14 protein-coding genes are annotated in these 14,497 nt (G+C 71.4%); 6 read left to right on the plus strand and 8 right to left on the minus strand.

From position 1 onward, the window contains the following. The first annotated feature begins 2 nt into the window (after positions 1-2). Together ACSHXN_RS37230 and ACSHXN_RS37235 are read left to right on the plus strand one after the other, a co-directional pair. A complete protein-coding gene (locus ACSHXN_RS37230) occupies positions 3-725 on the plus strand; it encodes a CBS domain-containing protein (RefSeq protein ID WP_355801488.1) in 723 nt (240 codons plus the stop codon). Positions 726-806: 81 nt separating this feature from the next. Next, positions 807-1,427 (plus strand): Rv1733c family protein, encoded by a 621-nt coding sequence (locus ACSHXN_RS37235; RefSeq protein WP_355139612.1) that lies wholly within the window; start codon positions 807-809, stop codon positions 1,425-1,427. A 51-nt stretch (positions 1,428-1,478) separates the two neighbouring features. On the opposite strand, the gene ACSHXN_RS37240 is transcribed toward ACSHXN_RS37235, so the two are convergent. Continuing rightward, positions 1,479-2,132: a CBS domain-containing protein gene (locus ACSHXN_RS37240; protein WP_355139610.1), complete on the minus strand. Its 654-nt coding sequence runs from the start codon at positions 2,130-2,132 to the stop codon at positions 1,479-1,481. A 45-nt stretch (positions 2,133-2,177) separates the two neighbouring features. After that, positions 2,178-2,633, minus strand: coding sequence for a Crp/Fnr family transcriptional regulator (locus ACSHXN_RS37245; RefSeq protein ID WP_355139608.1), 456 nt, complete (start codon positions 2,631-2,633; stop codon positions 2,178-2,180). Between the two features lie 813 nt (positions 2,634-3,446). Here ACSHXN_RS37245 and ACSHXN_RS37250 point away from each other — a divergent pair. Continuing rightward, on the plus strand, positions 3,447-4,322 hold the full coding sequence (locus ACSHXN_RS37250) for a universal stress protein (protein ID WP_355139606.1): 876 nt from the start codon (positions 3,447-3,449) through the stop codon (positions 4,320-4,322). A 66-nt stretch (positions 4,323-4,388) separates the two neighbouring features. Continuing rightward, complete coding sequence (locus tag ACSHXN_RS37255; RefSeq protein ID WP_438305376.1) at positions 4,389-6,758, plus strand: glycoside hydrolase family 65 protein; 2,370 nt, start codon at positions 4,389-4,391, stop codon at positions 6,756-6,758. Positions 6,759-6,843: 85 nt separating this feature from the next. Here the strand turns inward: ACSHXN_RS37255 and ACSHXN_RS37260 are convergent, their stop codons facing one another. The 4 genes from ACSHXN_RS37260 to ACSHXN_RS37275 form a co-directional block, all read right to left on the minus strand. Next, positions 6,844-7,101 (minus strand): DUF1876 domain-containing protein, encoded by a 258-nt coding sequence (locus ACSHXN_RS37260; RefSeq protein ID WP_355139602.1) that lies wholly within the window; start codon positions 7,099-7,101, stop codon positions 6,844-6,846. Between the two features lie 284 nt (positions 7,102-7,385). Then, positions 7,386-8,006 carry an L-threonylcarbamoyladenylate synthase gene (locus ACSHXN_RS37265; protein ID WP_059131903.1) on the minus strand — a complete coding sequence of 207 codons (621 nt, stop codon included), beginning with the start codon at positions 8,004-8,006 and terminating at the stop codon, positions 7,386-7,388. Positions 8,007-8,168: 162 nt separating this feature from the next. Continuing rightward, a complete protein-coding gene (gene sthA, locus ACSHXN_RS37270) occupies positions 8,169-9,572 on the minus strand; it encodes a Si-specific NAD(P)(+) transhydrogenase (RefSeq protein WP_438305379.1) in 1,404 nt (467 codons plus the stop codon). A 157-nt stretch (positions 9,573-9,729) separates the two neighbouring features. Beyond that, positions 9,730-10,188, minus strand: coding sequence for an SRPBCC family protein (locus tag ACSHXN_RS37275; RefSeq protein WP_438305381.1), 459 nt, complete (start codon positions 10,186-10,188; stop codon positions 9,730-9,732). A 291-nt stretch (positions 10,189-10,479) separates the two neighbouring features. On the opposite strand from ACSHXN_RS37275, the gene ACSHXN_RS37280 reads away from it, so the two are divergent. Further along, on the plus strand, positions 10,480-11,241 hold the full coding sequence (locus ACSHXN_RS37280; protein ID WP_355139596.1) for an SDR family oxidoreductase: 762 nt from the start codon (positions 10,480-10,482) through the stop codon (positions 11,239-11,241). A gap of 1,138 nt (positions 11,242-12,379) precedes the next feature. Here the strand turns inward: ACSHXN_RS37280 and ACSHXN_RS37285 are convergent. Next, positions 12,380-12,757, minus strand: a complete 378-nt coding sequence (locus ACSHXN_RS37285; RefSeq protein ID WP_355139594.1) for a VOC family protein — start codon at positions 12,755-12,757, stop codon at positions 12,380-12,382. 86 nt (positions 12,758-12,843) lie between these two features. Between ACSHXN_RS37285 and ACSHXN_RS37290 the strand changes: the two genes are divergently transcribed. Next, the gene (locus ACSHXN_RS37290) at positions 12,844-13,167 is read left to right on the plus strand and encodes a DUF6191 domain-containing protein (protein ID WP_356114441.1); all 324 of its coding nucleotides are present in this window, start codon (positions 12,844-12,846) and stop codon (positions 13,165-13,167) included. Positions 13,168-13,398: 231 nt separating this feature from the next. Here the strand turns inward: ACSHXN_RS37290 and ACSHXN_RS37295 are convergent, their stop codons facing one another. Beyond that, entirely contained in the window at positions 13,399-14,094 is a 696-nt protein-coding gene (locus ACSHXN_RS37295; RefSeq protein WP_438305384.1) for an alpha/beta hydrolase, read from the minus strand. Positions 14,095-14,497: the final 403 nt, after the last annotated feature.

Consider the following 14,497-nt stretch of genomic DNA (forward strand, 5'->3'; position numbering starts at 1 on the left):
CCATGCACGGCACTCCCCACCTCGTGAGCGATGTGATGACCCAGCGGGTCGTCGCGCTCGGCCGAACGGCCACCTTCAAGGACATCGTCAAGGCCATACGGCAGTGGAACGTCAGCGCGCTGCCGGTCGTGGGGGAGGAGAACCGGGTCGTGGGCGTCGTCTCGGAAGCCGATCTGCTGCGCAAGGAGGAGTTCCGCGGCGGCGATCCGGACCGCTACGACCGCCTCGACCGCCTGTCCGACCTGGTGAAGGCCGGCGCCGTGACCGCGGAGGAGCTGATGACCACGCCGGCCGTCACCGTCCGCGCCAACGAGACCCTCGGCCAGGCCGCCCGCACCATGGCCCGGGCCAAGGTCAAGCGGCTGCCCGTGGTGAGCGACGAGGGCACGCTGCTGGGCATCGTCAGCCGCTCCGATCTGCTCAAGGTGTTCCTTCGGGACGACGAGGACATCGCCGAGGAGATCCGGGACGAGGTCGTCGCCCATCTCTTCCCCGCTCCGCTGGAGCCGGTCCGGGTCGAGGTGCACGACGGCGTCGTACGGCTCACCGGCCGCGTCCGGGACACCACGCTCGTGCCCGTCGTGTCGCGGCTCATCCTGGGCATCGAGGGCGTGGTGGACGTGGACTGCGCGCTCGCGGGACCGCCTCGCGTACCGGACCTGGACCCCGACCTCCCCGAGGGCGACACCGCCCGATGGCCCTGGAGAGCCGGAAGCATCACGTGAACCGACGCGCACCGCAGGGGCGTCCCCCGCATCCGGGCGGGAGACGTCACGGTCCGCAGCCGCGGAAGAAGGTGACGACCCATGGCGAGGACACGTCGCAGTTGGAGGGTGAGGGCGAGGGCAAAGGCGAAGGACAAGGCAAGGGCGTGGACATGGCGGTGGCGGCGCAATCCGCTCCGCCGTCGCAGCGACCGCCTGGAAGCGTGGATCGTGCTCGCGACCTGGGTGTTCGTCCTGCTGGCCGGAGTGGTGGCGGGTCGGACGGCGGCCGGAGCGGCGGATCACGCGGTGGCCGTCCGCAACGCCCATGCGCACCCGGTGCAGGCCGTCCTCACCGAGGACGCGGCCAGGGCACCGCAGGGGGTCCCCGAGTACAGCGACGGCAGTGTGTGGGCCAAGGTGAGCTGGACCTCCGCCGGGGTCACGCGCACGGGTCTGACGAGGGTCGAGCCGGGGCAGCGTGCGGGCACCGCGGTCACCGTGTGGACGAGCCGTGGAGGCGAGCTGGTAGCCAAGCCGGTCGGTGACGATCAGGCCCGTGTGCAGGCCCGGCTCGTGGGCACGCTCGTCGGGGCCTGTGCCGCAGGCGGGATGCTGGTGTGCGGACTGTTCGCGCGCGGACGGCTGGATCGCCGGAGGATGGAGGAATGGGACCGGGAGTGGGAGTCCGTCGGCCCCAGGTGGCGCAGGACGATCGGCTGACCGGGCCGGTGCTCGGCGCCGGGACGGACCGGGCGCCCGTCCCGGCGCAGGTCATCCCGCCCCGGCCCCGGACAGATGGCAGTCCACGTCGACGACTCCCTCGACGGCGCGTGCCAGGCGGACGGCCACCGGGATCAGGGTGGCATCCGTGATCTTCCCGGTCAGGGTGACGACACCGTCGGTGACCATGACGTGGACGGGCTCGGCCGGAGCCGGGAAGAGGATGTCGACGACGTCGCGGCGGACCTCGTCGGCGATGTCGTTGTCGGGCCGCAGGAACACCTTCAGCAGATCCGCGCGACTGACGACGCCCTCGAGCATGCCCTCGCCGTCGACCACCGGGAGACGCTTGACCCCGAACCGGGCCATGATGCGGGCCGCCTGGGCCAGCGTGCTCCCCGGGCGCACCGTGACGGCCGGCGCGCTCATCAGCTCCTCGGCGGTCATCGCTCCGGCCTTGGCCAGGTCGGACAGGCGGCGCCGCTGCGTGTACCGGTCCGGATCGCTGTCCCGGAACTCCTCCTTGGGCAGCAGGTCCGCCTCGGAGACGACACCCACCACGCGGCCCTCGCCCTCCAGCACGGGCAGGGCACTGACCTGCCACTGCTCCATGAGCCGCACGATGTCCTTGAACGGGGCGGCACGGCCGACGGCGACGACGGAATGGGTCATCACATCGTCCACGAGGTGCGGGCTGCCGGTCACGGTCTCCTCCTCCGTACGTCGGGTGAGGTCGGGCGGCATCGGTCCTCAGCGGGTTCCGCTGCCGTAGGGGGCGTACAGATCGAGCAGCCTGGTACGGGCCGCATGCAGCCGGTGGGCGAGTACCCGGCCGACCCACACCGCGATGGCGCGGCCGAACTCGGCGTCCTCGTCGCACAACGTCCGGACGGTCGCCGCGTCGAACTCGTAGGCGCGCACCGGAGTCATCGCCTCGGCGCCCATCTGCCACACATGGGGGGTGAAGTGCCAGGACCACCCGACCAGTTCACCGCGGGCCAGCGACTCGATGACGGCGGATCGGCGGCCGGGCACATGCAGGTCGAGCGCCACGGTGCCGGTTCGGACGATCCAGAACCGGTCGGCGTGCCGCCCCTCCTCGAACAGCCGCGTCCCCTCCTCGAAGGAGACCTCGCGGGCGATCCGCATCAGCCGTTCCCGGTAGTGGGCCGGGAGGGCCGCGGTCATGGTGGTGGCAGAGGTCATCGCTCCGTGTCCTTTCGTTCCAGGCGCCGCAGCCGGTCGCCGGGGCCCTGCAGCGGACCGCCGTCGGGGCATCGCACGGCGGTCCTGCGCGGCCACGGGCTCCGGGCCGTCGGGCCCGGTCCGGTCCGGGACGGCGCTCGCAGGACGGCTCGCCATCGTGCCCTTCCGGAATGCCGTGGACTTCCTGTCTCCAGCGTGGGCGTCCCACGGCGTACGGCAACACGGGCCGCCCGGTCCCGATGGGGGGTCTTTCGGCCCCTCCTTCGGACAGCGTGCCGAACAGCCCGGCGGGGCGGGACGGACGGGCCCACCGGGCGGCTCGGAAGGTGGCGCGGGGCACCCGTCCACGGGGCACGGCCGAGCGTTGTACTGCCGTGTGCGGTCGAGGCCGCCGGTACCGCGACCGGAAGGGCCGGCGGTGCGGGCCGCGGCCGGGAACGGCGTCCCTGCCGAAGGGGCGTACCCGGGTGCTCGAAGATGCGGCGCCGGGGCGAGGCGGGAAGGACCCCATCCGGTTCTCCCGGATCCAGATTGCGCGGTGCGCGGCCGTCAGCCGCTTCTCCGCGCCGGTCGCCGGGTCCTTCCCGTCGTCTACAGGACACCACGTGTGCCAGGGAACCGCCAGGGCCGACCGGCCCCCGTGGCGCAGCGGGCGGCCCTGACGCCGTGCCCGCCGCCTCCCGACGGCCGCCGGGGCCGAACGTCCCCGCCCAGGGCCGAACCGCCCCTGCTGTTCATGGGGGCCGGATGGGACCGTGAAGAGGGAGGAGCCCTGTGCCCGTCTCGGCGGCCCGGCGAAAGGCGGTGGAGAGGATGGAGCTGCCCCTGGTCGTGGGCGTCGACGGATCGGACTTCAGCCTGACGGCCGTCGACTGGGCCGTGGACGAAGCGGTCCGGCGCGGTCTGCCGCTCCGGCTGGTGCACGCGGCCCTGCCGGAACCCCGGGACGGCGCGGCGTCGCCCGACGGCCAGGAGCGGCCTGCCGGGCAGATGATGGCGGAGAACATCATCGGCTCGGCCACGGAGCGTGCCCGCCGGCGCGACCCCCGGGTGAAGGTCTCCTCGGAGGTGCAGGCCGAGAGCGCGGTCCACGCCCTTCTGCGCGAGGGCTACCACGCCGTCGCGCTGGTGACCGGATCCCGTGGCCGCAGCGAGTTCAAGGGCCTGCTCCTCGGCTCCGTGAGCCGGGCCGTGGCCGCCCGGGCCCGCTGCCCGGTGATCGTGGTCCGCGGCGACAAGGCCGGGCTGACCGGCGTGCACGAGCGGATCCTGCTCGGGGCCGCGGATCCGGCCGCGATGGGCGAGGCCCTGTCCTTCGCCTTCCGTGAGGCCGAGGCACGCGGCTGCGTCCTGGACGTCGTTCGGGCCTGGCGGTTCCCGGCATACGACAGCACCGACCACCCCCGGCTCACCGAGGCTTTCGCACGCCGGTACGAGCAGCGGGCCTCCGCCCTCCTGGACGTCCTGCTCCAGGACGCTATCCGGGACCACCCGGACGTCACGGTGCGCCGGGACACGGTCGAGGGCCCGGCCCGCACGGTGCTGCTGAAGCGCTCGGCGGCCGCCGACCTCGTCGTCATCGGCGCACGGCGACGGCCGGTCCGCATCGGCCTCCGGCTCGGCAGGGTGGCCCAGACGCTGCTGCACCACGCGGACTGCCCGGTCGCGGTCGTGCCGCGACGGGTGTGACGGTCGAGACTGGTGCCGACGGCGTCGTACCCGACCTCGCAGCACCGCTCGCGGAAGGACCCCGCAGTGACCGGCTGGACCTGGAAGTACGAGGGTTATGACCCTGTGCACGAACGACTGCGGGAGTCCCTGTGCACACTGGGCAACGGCTACTTCGCCACGCGCGGGGCACTGCCCGAATGCGTCGCCGACGATGTGCACTACCCGGGAACCTATGTGGCCGGCTGCTACGACCGGCTCACCTCGGAAGTGGTGGGACGCCGGATCGCGAACGAGGACCTGGTCAACCTTCCCAACTGGCTTCCGCTGCGGTTCCGCCCGGCCGGGGAACAGTGGCTGACGCCGGACAGCGGAACCGTGCTGGGCCACGACCAGACCCTGCACCTGTCCTCGGGCCTGCTGGAGCGCCGGACCCGGTACGGCTACGGCGCGCCGGGCACGTTGTCGGTACGCCAGTGGCGAGTTGTGCACATGGCCGATCCCCATCTCGCCGCCCTGCGCACCGAGTTCACGGCCGAAGGTACCGCCGTCGAGCTGGAGGTCGAGGCCGCACTCGACGGGGGCGTCACCAATGCGGGCGTGCCGCGCTACCAGGACCTGGACGGCTGCCATCTGGTCCATGTGCACACCGGCACCGCGGCTCCGGACACGGCGTGGCTGCGCTGCCGCACCCGCACCTCCGACATCCGGATCGGTCTGGCGGCCCGCCTGGCCGTCGACGCGCCCGTCACCACGCGGCACCCCGCCGCGCGCGCGGTGCAGTCCGTCCGGCTGCACCTGCCACCCGGACGGACCGTCACCGTCGACAAGACCGTCGCCCTGCACACCTCGCGCGACGCGGCCATCAGCGACCCGCTGGACGCCGCGATCGACCGGGTGACCGCGGCCCCCGGTTTCGACGAACTGCTCGCCACCCATCTCACCGCCTGGAACCAGCTGTGGCGCCGTGCCGACCTGGACGTGCCAGGGGAGGCCGGGCGGGTGCTGCGACTGCACCTCTTCCACGTCCTGCAGACGCTCTCGCCGCACACCGCGGAACTGGACGTGGGCGTGCCCGCGCGGGGACTGCACGGTGAGGCGTATCGCGGGCACGTCTTCTGGGACGAGCTGTTCGTGCTCCCGTACCTCAACCTGCACTTTCCCGAGGTGTCCCGCGCCCTGCTGAGCTACCGCCACCGGCGTCTGGACCGGGCCCGTGCCGCGGCACGGGCCCTCGGCCGTCGTGGGGCGCTCTATCCGTGGCAGAGCGGCAGCGACGGACGCGAGGAGTCCCAGGAGGTCCACCTCAACCCGCGCTCGGGGCGCTGGCTGCCCGACCACACACGGCTGCAGCGGCACGTCGGCTCGGCCGTGGCGTACAACGTGTGGCAGTACTGCGAGGTGAGCGGCGACGCCGAGTTCCTGCACACCAAGGGTGCCGAGATGCTGCTCGAGATCGCCCGCTTCTGGGCCGACTCGGCGACCTACGACGAGAGCCTCGGCCGGCACCGCATCCGCGGCGTCGTCGGACCCGACGAGTACCACGACGCCTACCCGGACGCGCCCGCCCCTGGCCTCGACGACAACACGTACACCAACGTCACCGCCGCATGGGTGCTCACCCGCGCGCTGCAGGTACTGCGCGAGCTCCCCGAACCCCGCCGGCGGGAACTCGTCGAGCGAGCCCGACTGGACAGCGGCGAACCGGACCGATGGGAGGAGCTCTCCCGCACGCTCCATGTGCCGTTCCACGACGACGTCATCAGCCAGTTCCAGGGCTACGGGGATCTCGCGGAACTCGACTGGGACGGCTACCGCAAGCGGTACGGCGACATCCGCCGCCTGGACCGGATCCTGGAGGCGGAGGGCGACAGCGCCAACCGCTACCAGGCGTCCAAGCAGGCCGATGTGCTGATGCTCGGCTACCTGTTCGGACCTGCCGAGCTCCAGGAGCTGTTCGCCCGGCTGGGCCACCGGCTCGACGAGGACATCTGGCGGCGCACCGTCGACTACTACCTGGCCCGCACAAGTCACGGATCCACCCTCAGCGGCCTGGTCCACGGCTGGGTCCTCGCCCGGGCCCGGCGCGCCGACGCATGGTCGTGCTGCCAGGAGGCGCTGCTCGGCGACGTCGCCGATGTGCAGGGCGGAACCACGGGGGAGGGCATCCACCTCGGAGCCATGGCGGGCACCCTCGACCTCGTCCAGCGCGGACTCACCGGTCTCGAGTCCCGCGGCGGAGTACTTCTGCTCGACCCCGTGCCGCTGCCGGAGCTGTCGTCGTTCGGCTTCTCCGTGCGCTACCGCAGCCACTGGGGCGTGCGGATGCGGGTGGACTGCGGCGGGCTCGAGATCGCGGTGCCGCCGTCCGACCGCACCTCCATCGACATCGGGCTGCCCGGCCGGCCGCTGCGCGTCGAGCCGGGCGAGACCCGCCGGGTGCCGCTCCCGGACTGAAGGGCACGGGCTGTGCACGGCCCCCGCGGGCCCGCACGCCCCTTCGCGTCACCGTGCGCGCGCCGGGTCGATGCCCGGTACGCGGTCACGGCGTGACGTGGCCCGCCAGTTCCACGATGTCGTCGGAGGCGACGTCGTGCAGCCTGATGGCGAGATCCTCCAGCGCGCGGCTGGCGGCGAGTTCGTCGCCGATCTCCGGGATGGGCCGGTCGATCGGATTGCGCCTGGCGGCGCCCCGGCCCGTGACGATCGACGTGTCCTGGGTGCTGAGCACGGCACGCGCATGGGTGTCGTCGCCGTCCTCGGTGATGTAGATCTGCACGGTCCACTGCTTGGCTTCCATCGTGATCACTTCCGTGCGCAGAGGTGCGGCGCGGCCGGGAGACTCGAGGGCGCGCGCCGAGAGCCTTGACTGCGGGCCCTCCGAACCGGGTGACCCGCGTCGAGCGTCCCCCTTCTCAGCCTGCGCCTGCCGACGGGCGCCGGTCCAGTCGTCCGGGTGCCCACCGAACGGCGCACCGGGGCGGTCAGGCCGCCGACGGGCCCGGCGGCCTGACACCGTGACGCAGTCACCGCGCTCGGCGGCGGCCCGGCGCGAATCCATGGGGCACCGGCGCCGCCCGCCCCTCACTCGAACCGCGATGTGTCGCCCGCGCCCTTGCGCACGATCTCGGGTTCACCGCTGGAGAAGTCGACGACGGTGGTCGGCTCGGTGCCGCAGTCGCCGGAGTCGACGACCGCGTCCACGACGTGGTCGAGCTGCTCCTTGATCTCCCAGCCCTGCGTCATCGGCTCCTCCTCGCCCGGCAGGAGCAGTGTGCTGGACAGCAGCGGCTCGCCGAGTTCGGCCAGCAGCGCCTGTGCCACCACGTGATCGGGGATGCGGACGCCGACCGTCTTCTTCTTCGGGTGGAGCAGCTTGCGCGGCACCTCGCGCGTGGCAGGGAGGATGAACGTGTAACTGCCCGGTGTCGACGCCTTGATCACTCGGAACACGTCCTTGTCGACGTGCACGAACTGGCCCAGCTGCGCGAAGTCCCGGCACACGAGCGTGAAGTGGTGCCGGTCGTCGAGATGGCGGATGGCCCGGATACGGTCGATGCCGTCACGACTGCCCAGGCGGCAGCCCAGCGCGAAGCAGGAGTCCGTCGGATAGACCACGAGCGCGCCGTCACGGATGCTGTCGGCGACCTGGCCGATCGTGCGGGGCTGGGGGTTGTCGGGGTGAACGTCGAAGTACTTGGCCATCCGCCGAGTCTCGACGACCGGAGGGGGTGCTGTCCACGCGAGCACCCCTCGGGAGCGTGAAGACGCCGGGCGCCCGGCGTGTCGGATACTCCGCCCTGCGATCCTGCGTGCCCGGCCACCGCATGTGCCGGCCGGGTACGCAGGACCGTCATGACCGACGGTTCAGTCCTTGAGCCGGTCGATCTGCCGGATCTTGTTGGTCGCGTCCAGCGCGGCGACCTTGTACGACTCCGCGAGTGTCGGATAGTTGAAGACCGCGTCGACGAGATAGTCGACCGTACCGCCGCATCCCATCACGGCCTGGCCGATGTGAATCAGCTCGGTGGCCCCGGTGCCGAAGCAGTGGACCCCGAGCAGGGTCCGGTCCTCCGGGGACACCAGCAGCTTCAGCATGCCGTGCGAGTCACCGATGATCTGCCCGCGGGCCAGCTCCCGGTAGCGGGAGATGCCGACCTCGAAGGGCACGCAGTCCTCGGTCAGCTGGTCCTCGGTCCGGCCGATGAAACTGATCTCCGGGATGGTGTAGATGCCGATGGGCTGGAGGTCGAACATCCCGTGCACCGGCTCGCCGCAGGCGTGGTACGCCGCCATACGGCCCTGCTCCATGGAGGTGGCGGCCAGCGCCGGGAAGCCGATCACATCGCCGACGGCGTAGATGTGCGGCACTTCGGTGCGGTAGTGCTCGTCGACCTTGATGCGGCCACGCGCGTCGGCGGTGAGGCCCGCCTTGTCCAGGTCGAGTTCGTCGGTGAGCCCCTGCCGTCCCGCCGAGTACATCACGGCGTCGGCAGGTATCTTCTTGCCGCTTTCCAGGATGGTCAGGGTGCCCTTGGGGTGCCGCTCGACGGCCGCGACGGTCTCGCCGAAACGGAAGGTGACCGCCAGGTCCCGCAGGTGGTACTTCAGCGACTCGATCACCTCGACGTCGCAGAAGTCGAGCATTCCCGGCCGCTTCTCGACGACGGTGACCTTGCTGCCCAGGGCGGCGAACATGGAGGCGTACTCCATGCCGATCACCCCGGCCCCGACGATGACCATCGAACGGGGCACCCGTTCCAGGTCGAGAACATTGTCGGAGTCCATGATCGACTGACCGTCGAACTCGACGCTCGCCGGCCGGGCGGGCCGGGTTCCGGTGGCGATCACGATGTGCTCGGCACTCAACAGCTTCTCGTTGCCGTTCAGTTCGAGGAGGGAGACGGTGTGCGGGTCCGCGAACCGGCCGGTACCGGCGAACAGGGACACATGGTTGCGGGCGAGCTGGTTGCGGATGACGTCGACCTCGCGGCTCACCACATGACGGGTGCGCGTGATCAGGTCGGCGACGGTGATGTCCTCCTTGAGGCGGTAACTCTGTCCGTACATATCGCGCTGGGTCAGGCCGGTGAGGTAGAGGACGGCCTCGCGCAGGGTCTTGGAGGGAATGGTCCCCGTGTGGATGGAGACTCCGCCGACCATGTCGGGGCGGTCGACGACGGCGACCCGGCGGCCGAGCTTGGCCGCGGCTATCGCGGCCTTCTGGCCACCCGGGCCGGATCCAATGACGAGCATGTCGAAGTCGGGCACGCTCCGGAGTCTGACAGGCCCGACCCCCCGGCCGAAAGGCCCGAGTTGACGGCACCGGTGCTGCGAGTGCCCCTGCGCCGCGAGCGGTCCCAAGTGACGGAACGTCTCACGCCCGGCCCGTGGGCGGGGCCGCCGTACGCGACCAGCCGGGAGACCGTCAGACGGGTCGCGCCAGGCGTTCCGTCAGCACACGGGCCCGGGCCTGCTGGACCGCTCCGGCCTGGGAGAGGGAGAAACGCAGCAGACCCGGGGGCGTTTGCAGGCTCAGGGTGTCGGTGACGACGCTGCCCGGGCCATGGCGGTCGATGGCGAAGCGGTAGCCCATCCGGACCCGGCCGGGGCTGCGGACCTCACCGGAGATCTCCGCGGACTCCGGGAGACCTTCCGGAGCGGCGACCAGTGTGACGCCGATGACGTTGTCGTGCCGCAGGAGGCCCAGGAACCGGAAGCGTTCCACGGCCGTGTAGTGCACGGTGCCGTCGTCGCGGCGCACATCGCGGACGGCGACCAGGAGCGGCGACAGCCCGATGTAGTGCGACGGTTCGGCAAGATGCGCGAAGACTGCCGTTGGCGGCGCGGCGATGTGGAAGGTGTGCTTCAGCTCGGCGGACGGCACCTGGGACCCCTCCTCGGTTCGACAGGGCGATCCTTCCACCGCCGGGGCGGATGCGGCTGCGATCGGGCGGAAGTGCCCGGACTTCCGACCCTGGACCCTGCAGTCCGGGCGGCGGGAAGGGCTGCACCGACGTCGCCGTCGGGGACGGCGGGACGAGAGCCGTGTCCGGCCGGCGGGCGATCAGCGGCCCGAGGCGCGACGATGGACGAGGGACCGATACCCGGAGGTACGGATGGCGGGCAGCGGACGGGACCACCAGGGCGACGCGACCGTGTTCGGCGGCGATGCGGCGTGACGGCCGCGTCCGGCGTTCCCGGAAACCGGCGCCGACCCGGACTGGCCGACCAGACCGTCGTGGTGATCGGCGGCTCCGCGGGCATCGGCCTGGAGACCGCCCGTCAGGTGCGCGCGGACGGCGGCCGGGTGATCCTGGTCGGCCGTGACCCCGAGAAGCTGGAACGAGCCGCAGGCGAGCTGGAGCCCGTCGGTACGGCGGCGTTCGACGTCACCGACACCGACCGCCTGGAGCGGTTCTTCCAGGACCTGCCCGGGCCGATCGACCATGTGATGGTCACCGGCAGCGGCCCCACGTACATGCCCTTGGCGGAGATGGACCTCGCCGCCGCCCGCGGCGACTTCAGCCGGCGCCTCGCCATGACACTCGGGGTCGCCCTCTGCAGCCGTGACAAGGTCAGGGCCGGAGGAACGCTGGTGTTCATGGGCGGCACCGGCGCCCGGCGCCCCGCCGTCGGCATGGCGGTCGTGTCCGCCCTCACCGCTGCGCTGCCCGCCCTTGTCGCCGACCTGGCGCTGGAACTGGCGCCGATCCGGGTGAACCTCATAGCCGCCGGATTCGTCGACACTCCGCTGTCGGAGGCGCTCCTGGGCGATCGGCTCGAGGCCCGCCGCGAGGAGCTGCGCGCCACCCTGCCCATCCGACGGGTCGTCGGCCCGGCCGATGTTGCCGCACTCGCCGTACACATCATGTGCAACGACGCGCTGACCGGCGCGACGTACGACATCGACGGCGGCCAGCAACTCCTGCCCCACTGAGGCGAGGCGGCGCGCGGGGCGACGAGCAGAGGTCCACGATCTCGAGTCGACCGACTCGGCAAGCGTGAGTCGTGGGCAAGCGGCCGATCGTACGGCGCACGTCGGAGAAGTCGGCCGGGTCCGATGACCTGTCGCACTCGACTCACGAAGGGGACCGGCGACAGAGTGATGCAAGCGCAACGGCACGGTCGACCGGTTCTCGACCCGTCGGCCAAAGTTCCTTTCCCGGCCGGGGGTTGAGCGCGGGTCGCGCGGCGAGGCGCCGGTTCACGCACGGACGTGCCGGTGCTGCCGCCCGCGTGTCCTTGGTCGCGTCGGAGCAGGAGTCGCTCACCGTGCGCACCGGGGCGGCCATGGAACCGGGCATCGCCCGACCGCACATGTCGAGTCCGGTGACGGCTCGGCCGTAGTGCCAATGGGCCGGTGTCGTCAGCGCGTTGTCGAACTCCCAGCCGGCCGGGGAGCGGCCGAGGCAGTAACCGCTCTGCTTGTTCGTGATCCAGCTGCCGCCACCGGTGATCGGGGCGCCGGTGGTGGGGGAGTTCGGGGGCGGCGGCCAGGACGGTGAGCGGGGCCGCCGCCGGGGCGCAGCGGCGCAGCGGCGCAGGGTGCGTGGGCCTCGGCGGCCGCGGACGCCGAGGACGAAGGGCCTGGACCGGCCTCTCCGCTCGCGCTTCGCGCCGCCCCGGTCGTGGCTTCGGATCGGGAATCCCCGCCCGTCCCACTGGTGCACCCGGCCAGCAGCAGCGCCCCCGCCACCGCGGCCAGGACCGGTCTCCACTCGGCCATCCCAGCTCCCGCCCCGTGGCGCCGCGTATGGAAGGAAGTGTGGCGCACCATGTGACGCCGGAACACCAACTCGCCTTGTATGACGCAGACTTGAGCCCATGACATGACCTGGATGTCGGGGTGTCATCGAGTGGTCACGGGATGGTCGGGACTTGGTCCTAAGGATCAGGACGTCGAACGCTTCGGCTCGCGGAAATCCGACCGAGGGGCGCTTGGGAGATCGGTGCCCGTGGCCGTCCGCCATGACAAACCCGGGTATGTCCACGTCGGCACCGTGAAGGCCGCCGCCCACCCCATCCGGCTCGGCTCCTGATCGTTCGGTGGCGGGACCGCGGACCGTTCCCCGTCCTCAGTGCCGCACCAGGCAGAACGGATGCCCTGCCGGATCGGCACAGACACGCCAGCTCCGCCCGCCGGAACCGCCGTCCAGCACCGTCGCCCCCGAGGCCAGCGCTTGTTCCTGCGCTCGGTCCAGGTCCGCGACACCGAGATCCAGATGGAACTGCTGAGGACGGGTCGGGTCGGGCCACCGCGGCGGCACATAGTCGGCTACCCGCTGAAAGGCGAGGACGAGTCCGGACGGCGTGTGCAGGGTCGCCCAGCCGTCGCCCAGGGCCCATCGCCGATCCTCCTGGTTGACAGCCCCACCGAGCAGCGCCCGGTAGAACTCGGCGAGTTCCGTCGGTTCGGAACAGTCCAGCACCACACACTGCACGTCAGCGATCACGGGCTGATCCTAAGTGCCGGCCGACGGCCCCGACCCTCAATATCGAGGAGCGGCGCGAGGACCGGACTCGCCCGGATACTGAGGACATGGCATCCCTCGCCTTCATGACCTTGCCCGGGCTTGTCATCCTGCTGACCGTGCCGGCCTTCGTTGATCAGTTTCTGCTGCGTCTGGGCAGGGCCGGCCTTTTGCCGTGGCGGAACGGAGCACGGCAAGGCCAGATTTCGGCGACCGGGTTCGAGCAATTGCACGCGAGCCTTTCGCCGGGCAAGCAGACCGAGCTGAAGGAGCGCCAATCGGCACTCCTGATGCGCGACGACGAGGAGGACGGGGCGCCACCGAACCGAACGACGGTGGATCTGGACGGAGGGACCGCGGTTGTCCGTATGCCGCCGGCCGACAGCCAGTGACCGCATGACCCGCCGGATCGCACCTGACAACTCCGTCCGCGACGCAACCATCCCGGTCTCCCGACCTGAAAGCGATCAAGTACACGGTCCCGGCACGAACGTGATCGGCGCACGAACCCCGCTGTCGCGGGGCGGGACGGAGCAGCGCATTCACTCCGAAGAGGGCGCCTCACGGACCTGCCCGTCGGCCTGCGCACGCACCTTGCCGGCAGCGCGTGGATCGGTGGCGGATCACGTCGTGGTGGCGAATTCGACGAGGTGCCGGGCTGTGCCGGCGGGATCGACGATCTGATGCAGGTGTGCGCCGGGCAGGTGCGCCACGCGCCAGCCGCGTTCACGCGCTTCGGCGGCAGGGTCGTCATACGGAGGTCCGAACAGCAAGTAGGAGCACGGATGGTCGTCCCAGCCGTCGGGGACCGGGACGCGCTGCCGGTAGTAGGACAGTGGCAGGGTGGGCTGCTCCTCGATGACGGTCCGTCGCATCGTCGGATCGGAGAACATGGGTGCGACGTCGGCCTCGTCCCACCAGTCGGTCCAGCGTGGCAGCCTGCCGTCCACGGCCATCAGGTCGAGGAACTCCAGCACCTCGGGTGAGGCGACAGCGGTCGGTCCGATCCGGGCCGGCAGCGCGGCATCGACGAAGATCGAGGAGGACACCGGATGCTCCAGGCCCGAGCGGATCGCCGGGAGGAACAAGCCCGCATTGCTGTGTGCCACCAACGTGAGGGGGCTGTCGGCCGGGACCTGCCGGAGTTCGTCGCGGACCGCACTGACGACGCGGGGCCAGAACGGCGGAGCGCCGGCGCCGATGTGCAGCAGGGACGGCACCAGTACCCGGTGTCCCGCCGCCGTGAGGTGCTCGGCCACGGGGCGCCAGGTCGAGGGGCCCACGGACGGACTGTGCACGAGAACGAAGATCGGCTGCATATGACGATCCTGTCGCCCATGACAGCGGAGCCGCGACGGTGTTGGCCGACAGCAGAACGCCCGGCTTCGACCAGGTCACGAGCTGCTTACCGACAACTACGCTCATCAATGTGTACGGACCGGCTGCACCGGTACGCCGCCGCCTGATGCATGGGAGGCCTCCTCATCGGTCGGCCGCCCGGCCGGGCCGTTTCCGGCGCTGTTCGCGACCGCCGTGCCCCGCGTAGGCGTGCCCACCCGCTGAAGCGCACGGAAACCGGTAACGGACCTTTTCTGAGACATAACTGACGGCGACTGCAGCTCGTCGACTGCCCGTCGCCTGCGGACGGCGGCGACTGTCAGGTGGCTGTTCCGGCCCGTCCTGCGCATGGACGAAAGGCGGTGCCCGCGCCGTGCGGCGCGG

It is taken from the genome of Streptomyces sp. HUAS TT11, from assembly GCF_051553595.1.
Taxonomy (GTDB): Bacteria; Actinomycetota; Actinomycetes; order Streptomycetales; family Streptomycetaceae; genus Streptomyces.